Source organism: Sphingomonas sp. AP28 (genome assembly GCF_056680455.1).
On record NZ_CM155283.1, the window covers coordinates 2978792 to 3000730 of the forward strand.

Below are 21939 nucleotides of genomic sequence, written 5' to 3' on the forward strand. Positions count from 1 at the left end.
GCCGTGGCTTTGAAGGAGTAGCGTTCGGTTATGGGCGCTTCTATGCGAATTACGGCAGAACTCGACACCGACACGATGGCAATCGTCGACAGCTTGGCAGCGTCGAAAGGTATCACGGGTGCCGAGTTCGCAGCCGAGGTGATCAGGCGGGTCGCCGAAAGCGAAGCGGACTACCACGCTTTCATTCAGGTCGGCATCGATGCCGCGGATCGGGGCGATGTCGTGCCGCACGAGGTGGTAATGGCGGAACTCGATCAGATGATCGAGCGCCACAAATCACGATGCGGATAGACTGGCCGACGCCGGCGCTGGACGATTTGCGAGGTATCGATGACTGGCTGACTGCCGAAGCCGATCCCGAATGGGCGCTGCGGATATTGGTCGCTATCCGCTTCAGGTGCAGGTTTCTCAAGAATTTTCCGCGAGGGGGACGCCCGCATAGCGGCGGCTACCGTATCCTGCGCGTGTTCAATACGCCCTATCTCATTCGATATCGCATAGTCGGCAATGTGGGGCAGGTCGTTCGGGTGCATCATGAACGTGAGAATTGGTTCATCGAGTCTTGACCCATGTCGGTATCCTCGGCGGGTCGTTCAATCCCGCGCACCGCGGGCATCGTGGCATCACGTTGGCGGCGATCGACGCGCTTGCGCTCGACGAGGCGTGGTGGCTGGTGTCTCCCGGCAACCCGCTCAAGGACGCGGCCAACGACATGGCGCCGCTCCCCGCGCGCTTCGCCTCGGCGCGACGGATGGCCCGCCGCACGCCGATCCGCGCAACCGATATCGAGACGCGGCTGCACACGCGCTACACGCTCGACACGATCCGCAAGCTTAAGCGCCGTTACCCAAAAATTCGCTTCATCTGGTTGATGGGGGCGGACAATCTTGCCGACTTCCACCGGTGGAAGAACTGGCGGCAGATCGCTCGCGAGGTTCCGATTGCGGTAATCGCGCGTCCGGGATATGACGGGCGCGCCCTCGCGGCCCCCGCGATGGGTTGGCTGCGGCGCTTCCAACGGCGCACAGACCATGCGAAGAGCTGGACGACGTGGAGATTGCCGGCCCTCGTGCTGTTGCGCTTCCGACCCGACCCGACCTCCGCAACCGGCCTGCGCGCCGAAAATCCCGACTGGGCTCAGCGCGTTGCTGGTCCGGTAGTCTTACCCAGGAGCTGACTTGGCCACTTCCCCTACTGCCCCTCGCGCGACCGACCCCGAAGAGGTTGAGGCGCTGCATCGCCTGATCCTCGCGTCGCTCGACGACGACCAGGCGGTCGAGACCATCTCGATCCCGCTCGCGGGCAAGACCAGCATCGCCGATTACATGGTGATCGCCAGCGGTCGTTCGACCCGCCAGGTCGCCTCAATGGCGCAGAAGCTGGCTGAGCGGATCAAGGCCGAGTTCAAGCGCCCGGTGAAGATCGAAGGCCTGCCGACCGCCGACTGGGTGCTGATCGACGCGACCGACGTCATCGTGCACCTTTTCCGCCCCGAGGTCCGCAGCTTCTACAATCTGGAGCGGATGTGGGCATTCGGCGACGCGCCGGCGCCGCCACCCGTGCCGACCTTCATCGACGAAGACTAAAGCACGTCGGGACGGCGGCGATGCTGCTCCACATCGTCGCCCGTGGTCGGATCGGGCGCTCGCCCGAGGCCGATCTCGTCGACCGCTATCTGAAGCGGATCGTCTGGCCGACCAAGGTCAGCGAGTTGCCCGATACCGGCGGCAGGATCCCGCTGGTCGGCGAGCAGACCAGGCGCATCCTGCTCGACGAGAAGGGCGAGACGCTTTCATCGACACAGTTCGCGCGACACCTCGAGCGGTGGCGCGACGACGGCATCCGCGAGGCGCGGTTCATGATCGGCGCTGCCGACGGCTTCGACGACGCGGCGCGCGACGAGGCGGATCTGCTGTTCTCGTTCGGCCGCGCGACATGGCCGCATCTGCTCGCCCGCGCGATGCTCGCCGAGCAACTCTTCCGCGCGACCAGCATCCTTGCCAACCATCCCTATCACCGCGAAGGGTGATGCCGTGAGGATGGGGAGGGGTCTCGTTGCGGCGTTGCTGGTTGTGGCGCCATGCGTAGCGGCCGGGGTAACCGCGCAACCCAAAGCGTCGGAACTCGCGAACGAACAGCAGCGTCTGGTCCTGGCGAAGCGCGATGCCGCGATCGCCACCGCCCGCGCCGTCACGCTTGCCGCCGCTGCGACCCGGGAACGCAACGCCGCAGATAAAGCGCGCCGCGAAGAGCAAGCGCAGGCCGCCCAAGTTATCGCCGCCGAAGCGAACCTGGCCACCGCCAGCGCCCGAGTGGCACTCGTCGACCGGTTGCTAGCCGATCAGCGCGCTAAGCTCGGTCGCGCCCAGGCGCCCGTTGCGCGGCTGCTGGCAGCGCTGGAGTCGCTTGCCCGGCGACCGACGATCGTCGCAGTCGCGCAACCGGGGTCGGTCGGCGACCTCGTCCATGTCCGCGCGGTCCTCGGCAGCACGCTCCCTGTCGTCCGCCAGCGGACCGACGCCGTTCGCATCGAACTCGCCGCGACGCGTCGCCTGCAAGCCAGTGCCACGCTCGCCGCCAAGGCGCTCTCGAATGGTCGCGCGCGCCTGGAGAACGACCGCATCGCGCTCGCCACCCTCGAGGCGCGCCATCGCCAGCGCAGCCAGGCGCTGGGCCGCGGTGCGCTCAGCGAATCCGACCGCGCGCTGGCGCTCGGCGAGCGCGCGCGTGATCTGGTCGACGGTATGGCGGCGACGATCGATGCCGAGGCGACCGCCGCGGCCCTTGTTGCGCTCGCCGGACCTGTTCCACGGCCAATCGCGCCCGGCATCACACCGCCGGCGCCACCACGCGGCGTGTATCGGACACCGGTATCGGGGAGGATCGTCACTGGTTTCGACGAGGTATCGGACTCGGGGATCCGATCGCGCGGCCTGACCTTCGCCACCGCGCCCCGCGCGCGCGTCGTTGCACCTGCCGCCGGTACGATCCGCTACGCACGTCGCTTCCGCGACTACGGCACGATCGTCATCATCGACCACGCCGATGGCTGGACCAGCCTCGTCACGGGTCTTGCCAGGACCATCGTGAAACCCGGCGACCGTGTCGCGATAGGTACGCCGATCGGAACTGCTGCCGGCGAAGACCCGCGCATCACCGTCGAGCTCCGTCGCCAAGGCCGCCCCGTCGATGCTGCCGCATTGATAGGGCAGCGCTGATCGACCATTCCCTTGGGCAGGTGGCTTTCAATCCTCCCCCGCCAAGGACGATCAGCTCGAAAGCAACCGTCAACGACGAAGGCCCCCAGTCAGCCGCCATTAACACCAACCCGGCTTTGCTCCGCGCGCGGGATACCGCTACGACGCACTTCACGACCGTACGACACGTCATTTCTCAGGTTGCAGGACCATCGATGCCTCGTCCTATACTGCGTACCCCTATGCTTACCGCCACGGCGATCGTCGGCGCGTTGACGCTGATCCCGCTTGCCACCTCGGCGATGGCGGCGGTCGACACCGACACGTACCGCGAGTTCGACCAGTTCCTTGACGTGTTCAACCGCGTGAAGGCGGAATATGTCGACAAGGTCGATGACAAGACGCTGATCAAGGGCGCGATCCAGGGCATGCTCGCCAGCCTCGATCCGCACTCGAGCTACGTCGACGCGCTCGACTACGAGAACCTGCGGATCATGACCGAAGGCAATTACGGAGGTCTCGGTCTGACAGTGCAGATGGAGGACGGCGCGATCAAGGTCGTCGCCCCGCAGGAAGACTCGCCCGCGGCCCGCGCAGGCGTCAAATCCGGCGACTACATCACGCATATCGACGGCAAGCTGATCTACGGCGATTCGCTCGACGAGGCGGTCGGCAAGATGCGCGGCAAGCCCGGCAGCAAGATTACGCTCGGCCTCGTCCGTCCCGGCCGCGACAAGCCGCTCGACGTGACGATGATGCGCGAGATCATCGTCCAGAAGCCGGTGAAGTGGGAAGTCCGCGGCGACGTCGGCTATATCAACATCAACACCTTCAGCGAGAACACCGGCGCCGACACCCGCGCGGCGATCATGGCGATCGACAAGTCGCTCGGCCACCGTCCGCTTGGCTATGTCGTCGACCTTCGCGAGAATGGCGGCGGCTTGCTGACGCAGGCGATCGAAGTCAGCGACGCGTTCCTCGATCACGGCGAGATCGTCTCGCAGCGCGGTCGCGAGAAGACCGATATCGAGCGCTATTACGCCAAGCCCGGCGACGACGCACATGGGCTGCCGGTCGTCGTCCTCACCGATCCCGGCACCGCGTCCGCGTCCGAGATCGTCGCCGGTGCGCTGCAGGATCACCACCGCGCGCTGATCATGGGCGAACGCAGCTTCGGCAAGGGCTCGGTCCAGACCGTGCTTCCGCTCGGGCCCCAGACCGCGCTCCGCTTGACCACCGCGCGCTACTTCACGCCGTCCGGCCGGTCGGTGCAGGAGGGCGGGATCGAGCCCGACGTCAAGGTGCCGCAACTCACCGATCCCGACTACAAGTCGCGCCCGGTGTTCCGCGAGGCCGACCTGCGCAAGCATCTGATCAACGAGGTGAAGGCCGACAACGCGGTGCTCGAGGAGGATACCAAGACCGATCCGCGCTTCTCGCAGACGCCCGACCAGCTGAAGAAGCAGGGCATTGACGACTTCCAGCTCTATTACGCGCTGAAGACCGTCGCGCGCCTCGGCGGCCCGGTGCAGGTTGCTGCTGCGACCAAGCCACGGCCGATCAAGCCCGATCCTACCGATGCAACCAAGGCGCCCCTCAAGTGAGCGTGCGTCGCGGTCTTGGCATGACGAAGAACGAAGAGATTGCGCGCGCCATCGCGCTGTTGCTGCCGGCGTTCCTGCTGCTCGGCGCGCTCGGCTCGCAATATCTCGGCGGGCTGTACCCATGCGAGATGTGCCACTGGCAACGCTGGCCGCATTACTCCGCGGTGCTGATCGCCGGGGCGGCGTTCTTTGTCCCCGGACGATCGCTTCGCGCGTCGCTCGTTATCATCGCCGGGCTGCTGATCGGGCTCAGCGGGCTGATCGGCGTGGCGCACGCTGGCGTCGAATATCACTGGTGGAACGGCTTCACCGCCTGCACGACGACCGTTTCGATGGCCGGCACCACCGCGGCCGAACGCCTCGCCGCGATCATGAATGCGCCGATGGTGCGCTGCGACTCGCCGCAATGGAAATTGCTAGGTATTTCGCTTGCCGGGTTCAACGCCATCTTTTCCCTCGTCGGTGCGTTCACCATATTCGCACTCATGAGGAAGACGAGATGAGCGGCTGGAAGCCGGGCGACGCCAGAGGCCGGGCGAAGCGCGATGTCGAATCGATGATACGGGTCGATCAGGCAGGCGAATTTGGTGCGATCCGAATATACGCAGGGCAGCTGGCCGTGCTCGGTGACCGCCACCCGGCGTCGCGATCGATCCATCACATGGCGCAGCAGGAAGAACGCCATCGCGCGTTCTTTGACAAGATGATCGTCGAGCGCCGTGTGCGGCCGACGGTACTGCAACCGATCTGGAAGGTTGCAGGCTTTGCGCTCGGCGCGGTGACGGCGGCGATCAGCCCGCGCGCGGCGATGGCATGCACCGCGGCGGTCGAGACTGAGATCGACAAGCATTACGAGGAACAACTCGTTCAGCTTGGCGCCAGCGACCCTGAGCTATCCGCAGCGATCCTCGATTTCCAGGCCGAGGAACTCGAGCACAAGAACACCGCGATCGCCGCGGGTGCCGAGGAAACGCCGGGTTACCCTGTGCTGAGCGCGGTGATCCGGCTGGGCTGCAAGGTCGCGATCGCTACCGCCAAGCGGATCTGAGATCCGACAGTGACAAGAGAATACGGATTGTGGGAGTGATGCGTATGAAGATGCTTTTTGCGGCGGCGTTGCTTGTCGCCGGACCCGCGGTCGCACAGACGGCGCAACCAACTTCGAGTGCCAATACGGGGCCGACGCTGGCACAGCTGCCGGCAAAGGCTCCCGCGCTTCCTGGCGCGACCGTCAAGCCGAAGCCAGTCGTTGCGCCCCCGCAGGTCTCGCGCAACGCGCCGATCAACGGCGTCCTGACGCTGTTCGGCAACGAACGCTGCCCAACAAATGCGAACGGTGAAGAAATCGTCGTCTGCGTTCGTCGCAGCGCGCAGGAGCAATACCGCGTCCCCAAGGAGCTCCGCGAGTTCGTCGTCACGCCCGAGAACGCAAGCTGGGCCACGAAGGCACAGGGCACGATGGACGCAGGGTCGGGCGTCAACACGATCGGCAGCTGCTCCGCGGTCGGCGCGGGCGGCGCCACCGGCTGCTTTGGCCAGCGTGTTCGCGAGTCGCGTTTGGAAAACAAGACGCGCGCGGCGGAAGTACCCGTCCTCCCATAACGCCGTTATAAGCGATTGCGCCCTACTTCCGCCCTTCCTTACAGAGAGGGGCGCACGTCGGTCCCCGGTTGCCTCGAGGGCATGCCTAAGCGGTATAACCGGTCTCAAAGATTACCCCGGGGCAGCCGAAATTCGACAGCGCGCCCGACAAGGTCGGTGCTGACATCCTTGCAGCGGTCAAGCGGAGAACCTCGCAACCTAACCCCACCCGCGACGAGGATCTTCGCGCTGGCTAAGCCTCGCGGTTACGTACGAGGCACTTAAGGGTGACGCTTCAGCCCGCGGACTCGGTGCCAAATGTAGAAGCAGACCAGCGCGATCAGGACGACGCCGATCAGCAGGTCGGCGCTGTGGAACGCAGCCTTGACGCGGGGATCGCTATCCCATTTGTCGCCGAGCTTCATGCCGACCCAGGCGAGCCCGAAGCACCACGGCCACGACCCGACGAAGGTGTAGACATGGAACGGCACCAGCTTCATTCGCGCGACGCCGGCGGGGAAGGCGATGAAGGAACGGATCACCGGCAGCAAGCGGCCGATCAGTACCGCCATCGAGCCCCAGCGCGCGAAGAACCGATCCGCGGCATCGAGCTCGCCCGGTCCGATCAGCAAGTAGCGGCCCCAGCGTTCGGCCATCGGGCGCCCGCCGCGCTTGCCAATCTCGTACGCGACGATCGAGCCGAGATTGCACCCAATCGCACCGGCTGTCGCGGCGAGGTACAGGTCGAAACGCCCGGTCGAGACGAGGTAGCCGGCGAACGGCATGATGATCTCGGATGGCAGCGGGATGCATGCGCTCTCGATCGCCATCAGCAACGCGATGCCGACATAGCCACCCGACGAAATGACGCCGATCGTGAAGGTGGCCAGCACGGCCAGAATCTTTTCGAACATGGCTCGGTCGATTGCGCGAACGGGGCGACGAAGGGAAGCCCAAAACCGAACTGGCGCATCGGAACCGCCCAGCGCGTCGTTCGCTGATGCGGCATGACAGATCTTACACTCAACGACGGCCGCACGATGCCCCAGCTCGGCATGGGCACGTGGCAAATCCCGGATAGCCAGGTTGCGGCGATCGTCCGCTCGGGACTGGATATCGGCTTCCGGCTTGTCGATACCGCCGCCATCTACGAGAACGAGCGCGGCGTCGGCGATGGGTACAAGGGTTCGGATGCGTTCCTGACGACCAAGCTGTGGAACGACCGGCAGGGCGATGCCGAAGCCGCAATGGACGAAAGTCTCGCCTTGCTCGGTGTCGAGGCGGTTGATCTTTACCTGATGCACTGGCCAGTGCCGAGTGAAGACAAGTTTGTCGATGCGTGGAAGGCTATGATTGCGTTGCGGGATGCTGGGAAGACCAAGTCGATCGGCGTGTCGAACTTCCTGCCCGAGCATATCGACGCAATCGTCGCGGCGACCGGCGTGACGCCGGCGGTCAACCAGATCGAACTGCATCCGAACTTCCAGCAGCGCGAACAGCGAAAGTATCACGAGGCGCATGGGATAGTGACGCAGAGCTGGAGCCCGTTGGGGCAGGGGAAGACTCTGTTACAGGACGAGGCCATCGTTAGGATTGCCGGCAAGCATGGGCGAAGCGCGGCACAAATTATCCTGGCGTGGCATTTGGCTAACGGCTTCTCTGTCATACCGAAGGCGTCGGATGCCGAGCATCTTGCCGACAATCACGCTTCTTTGGACCTGACCTTGGACGACGAAGACATGGCTGCAATTGAAGCGCTCGACGATGCAGCAGGACGCTTGGGTCCGGAGCCGAGCAGCATGTAATTTTCCCCGTATTGGGGAGGGGGACGAAGACGCGATGTGGCCGAGTCGAAGGGATTCTCCATCGTAATTACGCTCGCGGTTAGCCCCCTCCACCAGCTGCGTGGTAACTCTCCCCGTACCGGGAAAGATCAGCCTATACGCCCGCCTACAACGCGCAGGTCCTCGACAAACCGCGCATATTCCTCGGCAGCCTGTTCGGGATCCGGCAATCGCAGCAGGTAGCTAGGATGCACCGTGATCCAGGCCTCGCCGCCATCCGGCAATTGCAACGCACGGCCGCGTTCTCGGCCGATCGTCATGACCTTGCCGAACAGCGATCGCGCTGCGGTCGCGCCCAGCGCAACCGTTACCTTCGGCTTGATCAACATCTGCTCCTGCTCGATCCACCAGCGGCAGGCGTCGATCTCGCCGGCGCCGGGCTTGGCGTGGATGCGCCGTTTGCCGCGTTGTTCGAACTTGAAGTGCTTTACCGCGTTGGTGACGTAGGCGCGCGAACGGTCGACGCCCGCCTCCGCCATCGCCTTGTCGAACATCTGGCCGGCAGGGCCTACGAACGGGCGTCCTGCGATATCCTCCTGATCGCCTGGTTGCTCGCCGACGAACATGAGCGGCGCATCGACCGGCCCTTCACCGAACACGGTTTGCGTTGCCGGTTTGTACAGCGGGCAGCGGGTGCAGCCCGACGCCTCGTCGCGTAGGGCCTCCCATGCGATCTGGCTGTTGCCGCCGACCGTGTCGCGCGCTCTCTGGATCATGCCGCTCTCCCGCGCCTGTGCCGCCGCCAACAGGCCCGGCACCAGCGCGGTCTCGGGCATGTTTTTCCAGTACTTCTTCGGCATTTCCTTTAGCATCGCGCCGATCTTCACGCGCGCCGGGTTGAAGATGCTGGCGTAATAGGTCTTCCAGACCTCCTCGGTCGGATCGCCGTCGGGGGCATCCGCCTTGCTCGCACCGGGGCCTTCGCTGAGCGCCTTGCCATCCCAGTGGATCGAGACTTCGGGCGTCAGGATCGACCAGCGCATGCTGGCGAAGCGGTTGACGAAGAAGGCTGCGTTGGCGCGGACGATGTGATGGTCGGGCTCGAACCACGCGACGAAGCGCGTCGTGCCGTCTTCCTCGACCTCGCGGAAACGCAGGAACGCGCGCATCTTGTGGATGTCGCGGCGGACGTCCTTGGCGATCCGGTCGAGGCGGCGGACGAGCGGGTCTGCGCGGTCCTCGATCAGTTTTTGTTCGCGGCGGAGGCGGAAAAGCAGCGTGTAGAGCAGGGCGAAGCGTTCGGGATCGCTGCCGAGGATCGCGCTACGGGCTAGGTCGATGAAGGCGCGGGGGACGGAGAACGCGCCTGGGGGTGGGGCGGGGGCTGGTTCGGCTACGGTTGCGAACAGATCGACGGGTTCGTCGCCGACTTGCCAGACGACGTCGTCGGGGGGGACGTCTTCGGCGATCAGGCCACGCGCGGCGTCTCGCCAGCCGTCGAAGTCGTCGGGTTCGGAGAGGGTTACGACGCGCACCTTTACCTCCTTCCCTGGAAGGGAGGGGGCTGGTTGCTTTCGAGGGAATGCTGTGTGAGCCTCGGGCCGACCCACCCCCAACCCCTCCCTTTCAGGGAGGGGAGCAGGTCGTGCGCGGGGCTCACGCGAACATTTCCATCTGCTTGGGTTTTGGGGCGACCATGGGGCGGAGTTCGGCTTTGTCCGCTAAAGCTACCGGGCGCCAATCCTCGGCGATGATGAAGGGGCGGAGCTTGGCGACGGATACCGTCAACCGTGCGATATCGGCGAGGTGCAGGCGGCGCCAGCGGCGGCTGGTGAGGATGCCGTTGACTGCCTTCACGCCCAATCCGGGGACGCGGAGGAGCATTTCGCGGGGGGCGCGGTTGACGTCTACCGGGAAAGATTCGCGAAATTTGAGCGCCCAGGCGAGCTTGGGGTCGATGTCGAGCGGTAGCATCCCGGTCGCGTCGTTGGCGGCGGCTACCACCTCGTGCGGCTGGAACTCGTAGAAGCGCATCAACCAGTCGGACTGGTATAATCGGTGCTCTCGCATCAGCGGCGGGCGTTGCAGCGGCAACACTGCGCTCGCATCCGGGATCGGGCTGAACGCCGAATAATACACGCGGCGAAGGCCGAAGCGGTCGTACAAGGTCGATGCCTTCCGGACGATATCGCCGTCCGTCGCGGCATCCGCTCCAACGATCATCTGCGTCGATTGGCCAGCCGGGGCAAACTTCGGCGCGGACTTGTACTTGGCCTTGGCGTCCTTGCCGTCGATGATCGAGGCCTTCACCTCCGCCATCGCGGTCTCGATGCGGACGCCGTCTTTCTCGGGGGCTAGACGCTTCAGACCGTTCGCTGTCGGCAGCTCGACATTGATCGAGACGCGGTCCGCGTACAGCCCGGCCTGGTGGACGAGTTCGGGATCGGCGTCGGGGATCGTCTTGAGGTGGATGTAGCCGCGGAAATGGTGATCCTCGCGCAACGAGCGCGCGACCTCGACCATCTGCTCCATCGTGTAGTTCGATGAGGCGATGATGCCGGAGGAGAGGAACAGGCCCTCGATGTAGTTGCGCTTATAGAAGGCGATCGTGAGATCGACGACTTCCTTCGCTGTGAACCGCGCACGCCGCACGTTCGAGCTCTTGCGGTTGATGCAGTAATGGCAGTCGAAGATGCAGCTGTTGGTCAGCAGGATCTTCAGCAGCGAGATGCAGCGGCCGTCTGGCGCATAGGCGTGGCAAATGCCCATGCCTTCGGTCGAGCCGAGCCCCTTGCCGTCCTTCGAATTGCGCTTGGTCGTACCCGACGACGCGCAGGACGCGTCGTATTTGGCTGCATCGGCGAGGATCTCGAGCTTTTCACGGGTGTCGAGTTGGGCCATTCGTTCGTCTTACGTTCCGCGAAAAGAGGTGTCGAGTGATGGAGATCAACTTGTCGCTATGTCGTTGTACTGGCCGACTTTCGGGTCGGCCCCGATGCCGGAAGTGCACAAAGTGCAGACGCTGGGAGCATTTTTCCGATGTCTGCACTTAAGCCCAGACGAGCACGATTGCGGATTCACGACGGTGGCAGGATCGGGTTGTGTAGGACACCCGAAAGTCAGTCGAACAGATAGCGGATCAGGTCGACCATGCCGCCGAGGCTCACGGGCAGGAGCAGCAACAGGAAGAGATAGACGAAGATCAGGCGGGTGAGCGCCTTCTCGTGCCGATACACGGGCTTGCGGGGAGGCAGGTCCTCCTTGCGCGGCCAGATGCTGGATTCGTCGAGGAACATCGAGGGTCAACGTCGCGAACGTGGATTGTCTCCCTACGCCGTTGCAATGAGTCCGGTCGCGGCTTGCAGGTCGACCGAGACGAGACGGCTGACACCGCGTTCGATCATCGTCACGCCGAACAGGCGGTGCATGCGGCTCATCGTGACGGCGTTGTGCGTGACGACGAGGTAGCGCGTGTCGGTGTCGCGCGACATGCGGTCGAGCAGGTCGCAGAAACGCTCGATATTCGCATCGTCGAGCGGCGCGTCGACCTCGTCGAGGACGCAGATCGGCGCGGGATTGGTGAGGAACAGGCCGAAGATCAACGCGACCGCGGTCAGCGCCTGCTCGCCGCCCGATAGCAGCGTTAGCGACTGGAGGCGCTTGCCGGGTGGTTGCGCCATGATTTCGAGGCCGGCTTCGAGCGGGTCGTCGGAGTCGATCAGTTCGAGATGTGCGCTGCCGCCGTCGAACAGCGTGGTGAAGAGCCGCTGGAAATGGCCGTTGACCGCCTCGAACGCGGCAAGCAGGCGCTGGCGGCCTTCGCGGTTGAGCGTGCCGATCGAGCCGCGCAGGCGGTTGACGGCTTGCCCGAGTTCGTCGCGCTCGACCGCGTTGCCCCGCGCGGACTCTTCGAGTTCGGCGAGTTCGGCCTCGGCGACGAGGTTGACCGGGCCGATCCGTTCTCGGTCGGTAGTGAGGCGATCGTGTGTGGCGGACTCTTCGGCTGGCGCGCGGACGTCGGCGACCGCGAAGCCGAGACGTTCGGGGAGGACGGGGGCGGGGCATTGGAAGCGCTCGCCTGAGAGGCGGCCGAGATCGAGGCGGCGCGCTTCGTGGTTCTCGACGCGGGCGATCGCCCCGGCGCGGGCCTCGCGGGCGACGGCGAGCGCTTCGGTGGCGGCGCGGTGGGCGTCGTCGGCGGTGCGGGCGGCGGTCTCCGCGGTGCGTTCGGTGGCAAGGAGCGCGTCGGCGGTTGTGCGCGCTTCCTGGTGTTCGGCGTCGAGCGTCTCGATTTCAGCGTCTAGCGCGGCGGGGCGAGCGGCGATCGCGGCGAGGTCGGTGCCGAGCGTCGTTTCGCGCGCGTCCATGGCGGCGATGCGCTTGGCGGCTTCACCGGCGCGCGCGCGCCAGCTTCGGGTGTCGGCTTGCGCGGCGGACAGGCGTTCGCGGTAGGTGGCGATGCTGCGGTCGAGCGTGGTGCGATCGGCACGGGCCTGTGCGACGGTGGTGCGGGCGCGTTCGGCGTCGTATTGGAGCTTGGCGACCTGACGCGCGTTGGCGGTGCCGTCGGGGACGGCGGCCATCGCGGCTTCGGCGCGGATGCGGTCGGCGTGCGCGTCGGCGACGTCGTCGGCGATGCGGTGCGCGCGGATGTCGAGGTCTGCGAGCTGGGTGGCGAGGCGTTCGAGCGCGGCGGCGGCGCGGTCTTCCTGGCGGAGGGCGTCGCGCGCGGCGGTCTCGGCGCGTTGCAGGGCGGCGCGGGCGGTTTGCGCCTGGCCTCGGGCTTGGGCGATGCGCTCGTCGATCGCGGCGCGGGTTTGTTCGGCGTCGTCCAGCGCCTTGGCCGCAGCGGGGCGGGCAGCCTGGAGCGCGGCGAGGCGGTTGCGGCGGACGAGGCGTTCGGCGGCGGCCGCGCCGGTGCCGGTTGCGGTGAAGCCGTCCCAGCGGCGGAGTTGGCCGTCTCGGGTGACGATGCGCTGGCCGACGGCGAGGTGTTGCTGGCCGTCGGTGTCGACGACGAAGACCTGCGCGAGCCTGCGGGCGAGGGCGGGGGGCGCGTCGACATGCTCTGCCAGCGGTTCGGCGTCGGTGGGCGGAGCGGGGTCGTCTTCGCGGGGCTCGGCGCCTGCCCATGCATCGAGGCCGGTGTCGAGATCGTCGCCGAGCGCGGCGGCTAGCGCGCGTTCGTAGCCGGTGTTGGCCGAGACATGGTCGAGCAGCCGGTCGCGACCGCTGCGCTGCGTTGCCTTGGTAAGCGCGGTCACTTCGCTGTCGATCGCGGCGAGGTCTGCGCGAGCGGTGGCGCGGGTGGTTTCGGCGGCGTCTCGCGCGCTGGTCGCGGTGGCTTCGTCGGTGTCTGCCTGGGTGATGGCCTGGCGGGCGGACTCTGCTGCGGCGGTTGCAGCGCGTCGGGCTTCGGCGGCGGTCTCGCGCTCTGCGGCTAGCGGGGCGGGGTCGCCGAGGGCGCGAAGGGCGGCGGCGATCTGCGCGGCGTCGCGATCGGCGCGGTCTGCGCGGGTGCGGGCGGCGGCGAGCGCTGCGCTGGCGACACGGACTTCGGCGGCGTCGCGGGCTTGCGTGGCGAGCGCCTGGGCGAGCGCCACTTCGGCGTCGCGGGCGCTGCGTTCGGTTTCGGCGAGTGCGGCGTCGAGATCGGGAATCGCGGCGGTGGCGTCGGCGATCGCAGTGTCGAGCGTCTTGGCCTCGTCGGCGAGGCGGGCGAGCGCGGCGGCGGCGTCGCTGGCGAGCGATCCTTCGCGGGCGCGGTCGTCGGCAATGCGGGCGCGGGCGTCGGTGAGGTCGGCGATCCTGCGCTCGACGCTGGCCTTTTCGGTCCTGAGCGCGGCGAGGCGGTGGGCGAGATCGCCGACGAGGTCGCGCGCGGCGAGCGCTGCGGTGCGGGCGGTGGCGACGGCTTCGATCGCGCGATGCTGGTTGGCGGCGGCTGCGCGCTCGGCTTCGGCGGTGGCGTGGACGCGGGTTTCGGCAGCGGTGGCTTCGGCTTTGGCGGCGTCGGCTGCGGTGGCGGCTTCGCGCCATCGGGCGAAGAGCGTGCGCGCTTCGGCGACGCGGATCTGGACGGAGATGAGGCGGTAGCGTTCGGCGGCGCGGGCCTGGCGCTTCAGCGTGGCGGCGCGGGCGTCCTGATCGGCGATGATCTCGTCGAGCTTGGCGAGATTGGCTTCGGTGGCGCGGAGTTTTCCCTCGGCGTCTTTCCGCCGGACGTGGAGGCCGGCGATCCCGGCGGCTTCCTCGAGCATCGCGCGGCGGTCGGCGGGTTTGGCGGCGATGACCGCGCCGATCTTCCCCTGGCTGACGAGCGCGGGGGAGTGCGCGCCGGTGGCGGCGTCGGCGAAGAGCAGGCCGACGTCTTTCGCGCGGACGTCGCGGCCGTCGATCCGGTAGGCGGAGCCGGCGCCGCGTTCGATCCGGCGGACGATCTCGCGCTCGTCGCCGGCTATTTCGGCGAGGATCGAGACTTCGGCGAAGTCGCGCGGGGGGCGGGTCGCGGTGCCGGCGAAGATAACGTCTTCCATGCCGGCGCCGCGCAGGGATTTCGCGCTGGCCTCGCCCATAGTCCAGCGGAGCGCTTCGAGGAGGTTGGACTTGCCGCAGCCGTTGGGGCCGACGACGCCGGTGAGGCCGGGTTCGATGCGAAGGTCGGCGGGGTCGACGAAACTCTTGAAGCCGGTGATGCGGAGGCGCTTGATCTGCATTCTTGCGCCCCCCGACGACTGATGTTGGATCCTATCGCGAACGGAACCCTAAACCTTGTTTCCCCGCGAAGGCGGGGACCCAGACTGGGCTCCCGCCTTCGCGGGAGAACAAGGAGGAGCTGCCGTTAGGCCGAACTCCACCTCCCCGGCGGAGGCCGGGGCCCAGTTGGAGAGGTGGCAGTAACGGAACGCAGCGTTGATCAGCGACGTCCCCCAATTGGGCCCCGGCCTTCGCCGGGGTGGTAGTTACTTGTGGAGCGGTTAGCTTACGCCCCAGCCGCCTTCAGCGCCTTCTCCATCTGATCCCAGCTCACGACCTGATCGAGCTTCTTGTCGTTGATCAGGAACGTCGGCGTGCCCGTTACCGTCCCCGCCTGCATCGCGTTCTCGGTCGGCTTGGCCATCACTTCGAGCTGCTTCTGATCCGCGAGGCACGCGCGCGCCTTCGCTTCCGGGATCCCGCGCTGCTTGACGAAATCGATCGCGCCCATCTGCTCGGCGAGCTTGGTCGCGACGACCGTCGGCGGCTGGTTGGCGAGCGCCTTTTGCTGGTCGGGGGTCATCGCCTGGAGCTTGTCGAGGAAGGCGATCTGGTTGCCGTACATCTGCTCGAGGATCGGGAAGAACGGCGCGACGCCGCCGCACTGGCCGAGCAAAGTCAGCGCCACGTCGGGCGCGCCGTGGACGAGGAAGTCGCGGAATTCGAAGCTGACTTTCCCGGTCGAGACGTATTTTTCGGTCAGCGGCTTGTACGCCTCGCGACCGAACGCACCACAGGTCGGGCACGAGCGTGCGCCGTATTCGACGAGCTTGATCGGTGCGTTGGGGTTGCCCATCAGGTAACCCTCGGGCGTCTTCACGACAGTCTCGGTCCAGTTCTGGCCGGCGGGGGCTGCGGCGGCTGCTACCGGCGCGGCGGCGGGCTGGTCGACGTTACCGGTCGAATCGTTCTTCGAGCAGGCGGCGAGCGCGAGCGGCAGGACGGCGAGCGTGGTCAGGAACTTCATCGGGTTACTCCAGTGGATCACGTGAATTAGCGGGCGCCTGCCTTGCGGAGCGCGGGTTCGAGCTGTTCCCAGCCGACATGGGGGACGATCTTGCCGTTGAGGTAGAAGGTCGGGGTGGAATCGATCTCCTTCGGCGCGTCGGCGGTCAGTTTGACGATGCGGTCGATCTCGGGCTGGTTGGCGAAGCACGCGTTGATCGCCGCGTCCGACAGACCGCGTGCCTTGACGAACGCGGTCAGGCCGGAGCCGTCGGCGTTGGCGCGGATCTGGGCGGCGGCCGGGTACATGTTCAGGCGCGCGGCGTTGCCCTGCTGGTATTCGATCCCGCGCTCCAGCCATTGCGGCTGTGCGGCGAAGATCGCGGACGAGGTGGCGGAGAAGCCCATCGGGCCGGTGCAGCGCGCGAGCATGGCCGCCGACAGGTCGAGCCGGTCGCGGATGAAGTGACGAAATTCGAGGCTGGTCGAGCCCGATGCGATCATCTGGCGCTTCAGCACGGGTTCGGACTTCACCGAGAAGTCGGCGCAGTGCGAGCAGGTGTAGCTGGCGTATTCGACGAGCTTCACGCGCGCGGCGGGGTTGCCGATCAGGTACGCGCCCGAGGGGAGGATGCGCGCGGTCTGCGACCAGTCGCGTTTCGGCGCGGCGCCGGTCAGCAGGAAGAGGGCGAAGACGGCAAAGAGGACGCGCATCAGTTGATCCTGGGAAGGCCGTGCGTCGAGGCGACGCCGGCGGCGAGGGATTCGAGGACGGCGCGCAGTTCCGGATCGGCGATGCCCTTCAGGCTCATACCGAGATCGACGGGGACCGGGCGGATCGAAGGCGGGGCTTTGCGCGGCACGGGGGCGGGGACCTCGCCCTGGCGGATCGCGACCTTAACGATCGCGGCGTAACCGAAGAAGCGGTTCACGCGCTCGATGATCTCGGGCGCGATGTGCTGCATCATCGGTGCGTGCGCGCCGCGGACGGTAAGGGTGAGGACGCCGTCCTGTTTCTTGCCGACCGGGAAACGGATCGATTCGGGGATGCTCGCGCCCGCCAGTTTCGCGCCGACGATCTCGGGCCAGCGGCTGACGATCGACGACTGGACGAAGCCGAATCGCCGGAATGCCGCGCCGCCGATCGCGGGCAACAGCTCGGCGACCGCGCGTGAGCGGTTCTCGCGCGGGGCGTCGGGGTCGGTCCTGCCTTTAATGCGCTTGGTCGCCGGCTTGGGCGTCGCAGATTTAGGCACAGAAACGGGCGGCTTGCTCATCTGCGAACCCATGCCATAGGCGACGCGTGAACGCCAAGCGCTCTTCGGTCTCCGGGGCCCTGCTCGACTGGTATGACGCGCATCGCCGCGACTTGCCGTGGCGCGCGAAGCCGGGCGAGGTGGTCGATCCGTACCGGGTGTGGCTATCCGAGGTGATGTTGCAGCAGACGACTGTGGCGGCCGTGACGCCGCGGTTCCTCGCGTGGACCGCGCGGTGGCCGGATTTCGCTAGTCTGGCGGCGGCGGATGATGCCGATGTGATGGCGGCCTGGGCGGGGCTTGGCTATTATGCTCGGGCGCGCAATCTGGTGAAGGCGGCGAAGGCTGTCGTCGCGGAGCATGACGGCGTGTTTCCGGGGACCGAGGTGGAGCTGCGCGCGCTGCCGGGGCTGGGTGCGTATACCGCGGCGGCAGTGGCGGCGATCGCGTTTGGCGAGCGGGCGGTGGTGGTCGACGCGAATGTCGAGCGGGTGGTTGCGCGGCTGTTCGCGATTCAGACGCCTTTGCCCGCGGCGCGTCCTGCGATTCGGGTGGCGGCGGACTCGATCACGCCGGATGCTCGGGCGGGCGATTTCGCGCAGGCGATGATGGATCTGGGGTCGGGGACCTGCACGTCGCGCGCGCCGAAGTGCCTGTTGTGTCCGATCCGTGAATTTTGCGAGGGCTTCAAGCAGGGTGCGCCCGAGCGGTTGCCGGTGAAGGCGAAGAAGGCGGCCAAGCCTCAGCGCTACGGGACGATCTTCTGGCTGGAGCGCGATGGGCAGGTGTTGCTGGTGCGGCGGCCGGACAAGGGTCTGCTGGGCGGGATGCGGGCGTTTCCGACCGGGCCTTGGGGTGATGTTCCCCCCGGTTTCGAGGATGCACCGGCGCAGGCGGAATGGCGGATGCTGGACGTCACCGTCGCGCATGGATTTACGCATTTCGATCTGCAACTGACGCTTGCGGTGGCGACGGTCGAGGCGCATCAACCGCGCGTTCCAACGGCAAGCGAATGGTGGCCGATCGACGAGCTGGATACCGCCGGCCTCCCGACCGTTTTCGCCAAGGCCGGCAAAGCCATTCGGAACGGGGCCATACGGAGAGCTGCATGAAACTGGTGCACTGGATTTCGACGGGCGGACTTGCCGCGCTGGCCGCCGCCACGGCCTATGCCCAGCAGGCGCAGCCGCGTCCGCAGGTGAGCCCGCAGGCTCGGCCGACGCCGCGGATGACGATCCCGGTCAACGCGCTGCTGCCTGCCACGTCCGCGCTGTTCGACAGCTATGTCGCGCAGGACAAGATGCCGGGGATCGTCGGTGCGTTCGGCGCCGGCGACGGTCCCACGCTGTTCCCGTCGGCGGGGAAGATAAGCGACGCCCCGAATGCACCCGCCGCCGGCCCCGATTCGCTGTGGCGCGTCTATTCGATGTCGAAGCCGATCACCGGCATGTCGGCGATGATGCTGGTCGAGGACGGCAAGCTCGACCTCGACGATCCGGTCAGCAAATATATCCCGGCGTTCAAGGACATGAAGGTCGCGACCAGCCCCGACACGTCGCTCGCGACGCGGCCCGCCGTGCGGCCGATCACGATCCGCAATTTGCTGACGCACACCGCGGGGCTCGGCTACACGATCGTCACCAAGGGGCCATTGCTCAAGGAATATGAGCGGCTCGGCATCCTACCACTGTCGGTCAGCGCGGCGATGGAAGAGAAGATGCGGCCCGTGCGGCCGAAATCGCTCGAGGAGTTCGCCAACCGCGTCGCGACGCTGCCGTTGATCGCCGAGCCGGGGACGAAGTGGAGCTATTCGATCGGGCTCGACGTGATGGGGCGCGTTATCGAGGTTGCGAGCGGCATGAGCTTCGAGCGGTTCGTTCAGACTCGGCTGTTCGATCCGCTCAAGATGCGGTCGAGCTTCTGGCAGGTGCCGCAGAGCGAGGTCGGGCGGCTGGCGACCAACTATGCGTTCGTCGGCGACACGCGGACGCCGCTCGATCCGGCAGCAAACTCGGTGTTCCTGCAGAAGCCGAGCTTTCCGTATGGCGGTGCCGGCCTCGTGATGTCGGCGCGCGATTACGACCGGTTTCTGCACATGATCCAGGACGGCGGCATGCTCGACGGCGTGCGCGTGATGAAGTCCGAGACGATCGCGCTGGCGACGTCGAACCTGCTGCCTGCGGGCGTCGTGTTCGGCGGAGTTGGCGGCGGCACCGGGGGAACGCAGGGGAGCAACATGGGCTTCGGCGCGGGCGGTTCCGTGGTGCTCGCGGATACGCCGAACGGACCGGGTAAGGGCACCTATGCCTGGGGTGGTGCGGCGGGCACGATCGCATGGGTCGATCCGTCGAAGCATTCGCGCGGCAACGTGATGGTCAATTACTTCCCGGCGGACCGGATACCGCTCCGCCAGCAGGTGGTCGCGGCGCTGATGCAGGATGCGGCGAGGTTGCGCCGATGAGTGTGATGGACGCACCTGGGTTTACCGGTGGGACGCTCGACCGGTCCGATGCGCTGCGGCACGATCCGGAGGGGCTGGCAGCGGCGCAGCGCGACTGGCGCGCGCGGTTGCTGGTGCTCGACGGGCTGCTGCCGGGCACGACCGACGACGGACACCTGGCCTGGACGTCGATGGCGGACATGCCGGACGATGCCGAGCCGATCCTGCTCGGGCTCGACGAGACCGGGCGGCCGCATTTCGCGGCGCTGCTGGCGGGCATGCGCGTCGACAACGCGCCGGCGATGCGGTCACCTGCGCTGATGGCGGTGCTCGCTGCGCTCGCGCCCGGTGAGGCGGCGACGTACGCTGGTGCGCGGAGTGTGATCGACTGGCATGTCCGGCACGGCTTCTGTGCGAAATGCGGATCGCCGACCGAGGTGTTCCGGGCCGGGTGGGCGCGGAAATGCCCGAACTGCGGGACCGAGCATTTCCCGCGCGTCGATCCGGTGGTGATCATGATCGCCGAGCATGACGGGCGTGCGCTGCTCGGGCGCGGCAAGGGGTGGCCGCCGGGGCGGTATTCCGCCTTGGCTGGTTTCGTCGAGCCGGCCGAGTCGATCGAGGAAGCCGTCGCGCGCGAGATCCTCGAGGAATCTGGCGTTCGGGTCGGCAAGGTGCGCTATGTCGCGAGCCAGCCCTGGCCGTTTCCGTCTTCGTTGATGATGGCGTGCGTTGCGGAGGCGGAGGACGATGCGATCACGCTCGACGTGAACGAACTCGAGGATGCGATGTGGGTACCGCGCGAAATGGTGCGCGCGGTGTTGCGTGGGGAGGAGGGGCCGTTCGTCGCGCCGCCGCCCTATGCGATCGCTTACACGCTGCTCAAGGAATGGGCGGGGGAATAGGCGCTGCGTCAGCTTCGGATGGACGGCGCGGGGTATAGTCTCGTAACGGCGATGCATGACTCCGCTGACCTTTGATCGCCCGGACGAGCAGACCCGCGCTCGCCCCGATTGCCACCAGGCGATCAGCATCCTCGACCTGTTCACGATCGGGATCGGGCCATCGAGTTCGCATACCGTCGGGCCGATGCGTGCTGCGTGGTTGTTCGCCGACCTGGTCGCGGACGAGCAGCCGGTGGCGGTGCGCGTCGACCTTTATGGTTCGCTGGCGCTGACCGGGCGGGGGCATGCGACCGACAGTGCGGTGATGTTGGGCCTGAGCGGTGCACAGCCGGAGACGATCGATCCGGACCTGATCCCGGTGCGGCTGGCAGCGATCCGGTCTAGCGGTCGGCTGATCCTGGCCGAGCGGGTAGAAATCGGGTTCGAGGAGAGCCAGCACCTTCTGTTTCATTCGAAGACCTTCCTGCCGGGGCATCCCAACGCGGTGACCTTCACCGCCTCGTTTGGCGACGGGCGCAGTGTCGAGCGGACCTATTTCTCGATTGGCGGCGGCGCGATCGTCGAGGCGGGGTCGGGGCCGGTCAAGGCCAACATCCTGTTGCCTAGGCCGTTCTCGTCGGGGGCGGAACTGCTCGCGACCGGGGACGCGACGGGGATGACGATCGCCGACATCGTCCGCGAGAACGAGATCGCTTGGCGGCCGGAGAGTGAGACCGACGCGTTCCTCGATGCTGTCCGGGGTGCGATGTTCGCGTCGATCGATCGCGGGTGTCGGCAGGGCGGTATCCTGCCGGGCGGGCTGAAGGTGCCGCGGCGCGCGAAGGCGTTGTTCGAGGGGTTGCAGGCGCGTGATACCGCGGCCGACCCCTCCGCGGTGTTCGAGTGGGTCAGCCTGTATGCGCTCGCGGTGAACGAGGAGAACGCCGCGGGTGGCCGTGTCGTGACCGCGCCGACCAATGGCGCGGCGGGTGTGTTGCCGGCGGTGCTGCGGTTCTACGAGACCTTCACCAAGGACCCGACGGCGAAGGGCGCACACGACTTCCTGCTGACCGCGGCGGCGATCGGCTTCCTCTACAAGAAACGCGCGTCGATCTCGGCGGCGGAGATGGGGTGCCAGGGCGAGGTTGGCGTCGCGTGCTCGATGGCGGCCGGCGCGCTGGTCGCGGCGCTTGGCGGGACCAACGAACAGATCGAGAATGCGGCCGAGATCGGCATGGAGCACAATCTCGGCCTGACCTGCGATCCGATCGGTGGACTGGTCCAGATCCCGTGCATCGAGCGCAACACGATGGGTGCGATCAAGGCGATCAACGCGGCGTATCTGGCGCTGCGGGGGGACGGTCGCCATATCGTCAGCCTCGATGCGGTGATCGAGACGATGCGCCAGACCGGTGAGGACATGCGCTCGCAATATAAGGAGACGTCGCTTGGTGGCCTGGCCGTCAACGTCGTTGAATGCTGAAGGATTTCC

Annotated in this window: 23 protein-coding genes; 15 read left to right on the forward strand and 8 right to left on the reverse strand. The window is 66.7% G+C overall.

Features of this window, described 5'->3' with window-relative positions; genetic code table 11:
- The first annotated feature begins 30 nt into the window (after positions 1 to 30).
- The 10 genes from AC1MH0_RS13735 (at position 31) to AC1MH0_RS13780 (ending at position 6403) form a co-directional block, all read left to right on the forward strand.
- Positions 31 to 291, forward strand: coding sequence for a CopG family ribbon-helix-helix protein (locus tag AC1MH0_RS13735; RefSeq protein ID WP_480963238.1), 261 nt, complete (start codon positions 31 to 33; stop codon positions 289 to 291).
- On the forward strand, positions 282 to 566 hold the full coding sequence (locus AC1MH0_RS13740) for a type II toxin-antitoxin system RelE/ParE family toxin (RefSeq protein WP_480963239.1): 285 nt from the start codon (positions 282 to 284) through the stop codon (positions 564 to 566). Before AC1MH0_RS13735 ends, AC1MH0_RS13740 begins: the two co-directional genes overlap by 10 nt.
- The gene (locus AC1MH0_RS13745; RefSeq protein WP_480963240.1) at positions 563 to 1177 is read left to right on the forward strand and encodes a nicotinate-nucleotide adenylyltransferase; all 615 of its coding nucleotides are present in this window, start codon (positions 563 to 565) and stop codon (positions 1175 to 1177) included. The genes AC1MH0_RS13740 and AC1MH0_RS13745 overlap by 4 nt, the downstream gene beginning before the upstream one ends.
- 1 nt (position 1178) lies before the next feature.
- Positions 1179 to 1586: a ribosome silencing factor gene (rsfS, locus tag AC1MH0_RS13750; RefSeq protein WP_480963241.1), complete on the forward strand. Its 408-nt coding sequence runs from the start codon at positions 1179 to 1181 to the stop codon at positions 1584 to 1586.
- A 20-nt stretch (positions 1587 to 1606) separates the two neighbouring features.
- Complete coding sequence (locus AC1MH0_RS13755) at positions 1607 to 2029, forward strand: 23S rRNA (pseudouridine(1915)-N(3))-methyltransferase RlmH (protein WP_480963242.1); 423 nt, start codon at positions 1607 to 1609, stop codon at positions 2027 to 2029.
- Positions 2030 to 2039: 10 nt separating this feature from the next.
- Positions 2040 to 3218, forward strand: coding sequence for a murein hydrolase activator EnvC family protein (locus AC1MH0_RS13760; protein WP_480965747.1), 1179 nt, complete (start codon positions 2040 to 2042; stop codon positions 3216 to 3218).
- Positions 3219 to 3412: 194 nt separating this feature from the next.
- Positions 3413 to 4801 (forward strand): S41 family peptidase, encoded by a 1389-nt coding sequence (locus tag AC1MH0_RS13765; RefSeq protein ID WP_480963243.1) that lies wholly within the window; start codon positions 3413 to 3415, stop codon positions 4799 to 4801.
- Between the two features lie 20 nt (positions 4802 to 4821).
- The gene (locus AC1MH0_RS13770; protein ID WP_056061213.1) at positions 4822 to 5304 is read left to right on the forward strand and encodes a disulfide bond formation protein B; all 483 of its coding nucleotides are present in this window, start codon (positions 4822 to 4824) and stop codon (positions 5302 to 5304) included.
- A complete protein-coding gene (locus AC1MH0_RS13775; RefSeq protein WP_480963244.1) occupies positions 5301 to 5849 on the forward strand; it encodes a demethoxyubiquinone hydroxylase family protein in 549 nt (182 codons plus the stop codon). Before AC1MH0_RS13770 ends, AC1MH0_RS13775 begins: the two co-directional genes overlap by 4 nt.
- Before the next feature lie 44 nt (positions 5850 to 5893).
- Positions 5894 to 6403: a hypothetical protein gene (locus AC1MH0_RS13780; RefSeq protein ID WP_480963245.1), complete on the forward strand. Its 510-nt coding sequence runs from the start codon at positions 5894 to 5896 to the stop codon at positions 6401 to 6403.
- A 260-nt stretch (positions 6404 to 6663) separates the two neighbouring features.
- On the opposite strand, the gene AC1MH0_RS13785 is transcribed toward AC1MH0_RS13780, so the two are convergent.
- The gene (locus AC1MH0_RS13785; RefSeq protein ID WP_480963246.1) at positions 6664 to 7296 is read right to left on the reverse strand and encodes a DedA family protein; all 633 of its coding nucleotides are present in this window, start codon (positions 7294 to 7296) and stop codon (positions 6664 to 6666) included.
- A gap of 93 nt (positions 7297 to 7389) precedes the next feature.
- On the opposite strand from AC1MH0_RS13785, the gene AC1MH0_RS13790 reads away from it, so the two are divergent.
- Complete coding sequence (locus AC1MH0_RS13790) at positions 7390 to 8187, forward strand: aldo/keto reductase (RefSeq protein ID WP_480963247.1); 798 nt, start codon at positions 7390 to 7392, stop codon at positions 8185 to 8187.
- 128 nt (positions 8188 to 8315) lie between these two features.
- Here the strand turns inward: AC1MH0_RS13790 and AC1MH0_RS13795 are convergent, their stop codons facing one another.
- The 7 genes from AC1MH0_RS13795 to AC1MH0_RS13825 all read right to left on the reverse strand — a co-directional run bounded on the left by AC1MH0_RS13795 (position 8316) and on the right by AC1MH0_RS13825 (position 17144).
- Positions 8316 to 9701 carry a UdgX family uracil-DNA binding protein gene (locus AC1MH0_RS13795; protein ID WP_480963248.1) on the reverse strand — a complete coding sequence of 462 codons (1386 nt, stop codon included), beginning with the start codon at positions 9699 to 9701 and terminating at the stop codon, positions 8316 to 8318.
- Between the two features lie 121 nt (positions 9702 to 9822).
- Entirely contained in the window at positions 9823 to 11067 is a 1245-nt protein-coding gene (locus AC1MH0_RS13800) for a putative DNA modification/repair radical SAM protein (RefSeq protein ID WP_480963249.1), read from the reverse strand.
- A gap of 218 nt (positions 11068 to 11285) precedes the next feature.
- Positions 11286 to 11462: a hypothetical protein gene (locus AC1MH0_RS13805; protein WP_480963250.1), complete on the reverse strand. Its 177-nt coding sequence runs from the start codon at positions 11460 to 11462 to the stop codon at positions 11286 to 11288.
- Between the two features lie 33 nt (positions 11463 to 11495).
- Positions 11496 to 14882 (reverse strand): chromosome segregation SMC family protein, encoded by a 3387-nt coding sequence (locus AC1MH0_RS13810; RefSeq protein ID WP_480963251.1) that lies wholly within the window; start codon positions 14880 to 14882, stop codon positions 11496 to 11498.
- Positions 14883 to 15148: 266 nt separating this feature from the next.
- Positions 15149 to 15889, reverse strand: coding sequence for a thioredoxin domain-containing protein (locus tag AC1MH0_RS13815; RefSeq protein WP_056051660.1), 741 nt, complete (start codon positions 15887 to 15889; stop codon positions 15149 to 15151).
- Positions 15890 to 15915: 26 nt separating this feature from the next.
- Entirely contained in the window at positions 15916 to 16581 is a 666-nt protein-coding gene (locus AC1MH0_RS13820) for a thioredoxin domain-containing protein (protein WP_480963252.1), read from the reverse strand.
- The gene (locus AC1MH0_RS13825) at positions 16581 to 17144 is read right to left on the reverse strand and encodes a DUF721 domain-containing protein (RefSeq protein ID WP_480963253.1); all 564 of its coding nucleotides are present in this window, start codon (positions 17142 to 17144) and stop codon (positions 16581 to 16583) included. The genes AC1MH0_RS13820 and AC1MH0_RS13825 overlap by 1 nt, the downstream gene beginning before the upstream one ends.
- Positions 17145 to 17170: 26 nt before the next feature.
- Here AC1MH0_RS13825 and AC1MH0_RS13830 point away from each other — a divergent pair, with 26 nt between their 5' ends.
- Genes AC1MH0_RS13830 through AC1MH0_RS13845 form a run of 4 tightly spaced genes read left to right on the forward strand, consistent with a single transcriptional unit; the run spans position 17171 to position 21930 of the window.
- On the forward strand, positions 17171 to 18235 hold the full coding sequence (locus tag AC1MH0_RS13830; RefSeq protein ID WP_480963254.1) for an A/G-specific adenine glycosylase: 1065 nt from the start codon (positions 17171 to 17173) through the stop codon (positions 18233 to 18235).
- Positions 18232 to 19584: a serine hydrolase domain-containing protein gene (locus AC1MH0_RS13835; RefSeq protein WP_480963255.1), complete on the forward strand. Its 1353-nt coding sequence runs from the start codon at positions 18232 to 18234 to the stop codon at positions 19582 to 19584. The genes AC1MH0_RS13830 and AC1MH0_RS13835 overlap by 4 nt, the downstream gene beginning before the upstream one ends.
- 5 nt (positions 19585 to 19589) lie before the next feature.
- Complete coding sequence (gene nudC, locus AC1MH0_RS13840) at positions 19590 to 20468, forward strand: NAD(+) diphosphatase (RefSeq protein WP_480963256.1); 879 nt, start codon at positions 19590 to 19592, stop codon at positions 20466 to 20468.
- A gap of 55 nt (positions 20469 to 20523) precedes the next feature.
- A complete protein-coding gene (locus AC1MH0_RS13845; protein ID WP_480963257.1) occupies positions 20524 to 21930 on the forward strand; it encodes an L-serine ammonia-lyase in 1407 nt (468 codons plus the stop codon).
- Positions 21931 to 21939 lie beyond the last annotated feature (9 nt).

Bases quoted from the DNA above. Each gene is read 5' to 3' on its own strand.
- AC1MH0_RS13735 (WP_480963238.1), top strand. From the start codon at position 31: ATGGGCGCTTCTATGCGAATTACGGCAGAACTCGACACCGACACGATG.
- AC1MH0_RS13740 (WP_480963239.1), top strand. From the start codon at position 282: ATGCGGATAGACTGGCCGACGCCGGCGCTGGACGATTTGCGAGGTATC.
- AC1MH0_RS13755 (WP_480963242.1), top strand. From the start codon at position 1,607: ATGCTGCTCCACATCGTCGCCCGTGGTCGGATCGGGCGCTCGCCCGAG.
- AC1MH0_RS13760 (WP_480965747.1), top strand. From the start codon at position 2,040: ATGGGGAGGGGTCTCGTTGCGGCGTTGCTGGTTGTGGCGCCATGCGTA.
- AC1MH0_RS13765 (WP_480963243.1), top strand. From the start codon at position 3,413: ATGCCTCGTCCTATACTGCGTACCCCTATGCTTACCGCCACGGCGATC.
- AC1MH0_RS13770 (WP_056061213.1), top strand. From the start codon at position 4,822: ATGACGAAGAACGAAGAGATTGCGCGCGCCATCGCGCTGTTGCTGCCG.
- AC1MH0_RS13775 (WP_480963244.1), top strand. From the start codon at position 5,301: ATGAGCGGCTGGAAGCCGGGCGACGCCAGAGGCCGGGCGAAGCGCGAT.
- AC1MH0_RS13780 (WP_480963245.1), top strand. From the start codon at position 5,894: ATGAAGATGCTTTTTGCGGCGGCGTTGCTTGTCGCCGGACCCGCGGTC.
- AC1MH0_RS13785 (WP_480963246.1), bottom strand. From the start codon at position 7,296: ATGTTCGAAAAGATTCTGGCCGTGCTGGCCACCTTCACGATCGGCGTC.
- AC1MH0_RS13790 (WP_480963247.1), top strand. From the start codon at position 7,390: ATGACAGATCTTACACTCAACGACGGCCGCACGATGCCCCAGCTCGGC.
- AC1MH0_RS13800 (WP_480963249.1), bottom strand. From the start codon at position 11,067: ATGGCCCAACTCGACACCCGTGAAAAGCTCGAGATCCTCGCCGATGCA.
- AC1MH0_RS13805 (WP_480963250.1), bottom strand. From the start codon at position 11,462: ATGTTCCTCGACGAATCCAGCATCTGGCCGCGCAAGGAGGACCTGCCT.
- AC1MH0_RS13810 (WP_480963251.1), bottom strand. From the start codon at position 14,882: ATGCAGATCAAGCGCCTCCGCATCACCGGCTTCAAGAGTTTCGTCGAC.
- AC1MH0_RS13815 (WP_056051660.1), bottom strand. From the start codon at position 15,889: ATGAAGTTCCTGACCACGCTCGCCGTCCTGCCGCTCGCGCTCGCCGCC.
- AC1MH0_RS13820 (WP_480963252.1), bottom strand. From the start codon at position 16,581: ATGCGCGTCCTCTTTGCCGTCTTCGCCCTCTTCCTGCTGACCGGCGCC.
- AC1MH0_RS13825 (WP_480963253.1), bottom strand. From the start codon at position 17,144: ATGAGCAAGCCGCCCGTTTCTGTGCCTAAATCTGCGACGCCCAAGCCG.
- AC1MH0_RS13835 (WP_480963255.1), top strand. From the start codon at position 18,232: ATGAAACTGGTGCACTGGATTTCGACGGGCGGACTTGCCGCGCTGGCC.
- nudC (WP_480963256.1), top strand. From the start codon at position 19,590: ATGGACGCACCTGGGTTTACCGGTGGGACGCTCGACCGGTCCGATGCG.
- AC1MH0_RS13845 (WP_480963257.1), top strand. From the start codon at position 20,524: ATGACTCCGCTGACCTTTGATCGCCCGGACGAGCAGACCCGCGCTCGC.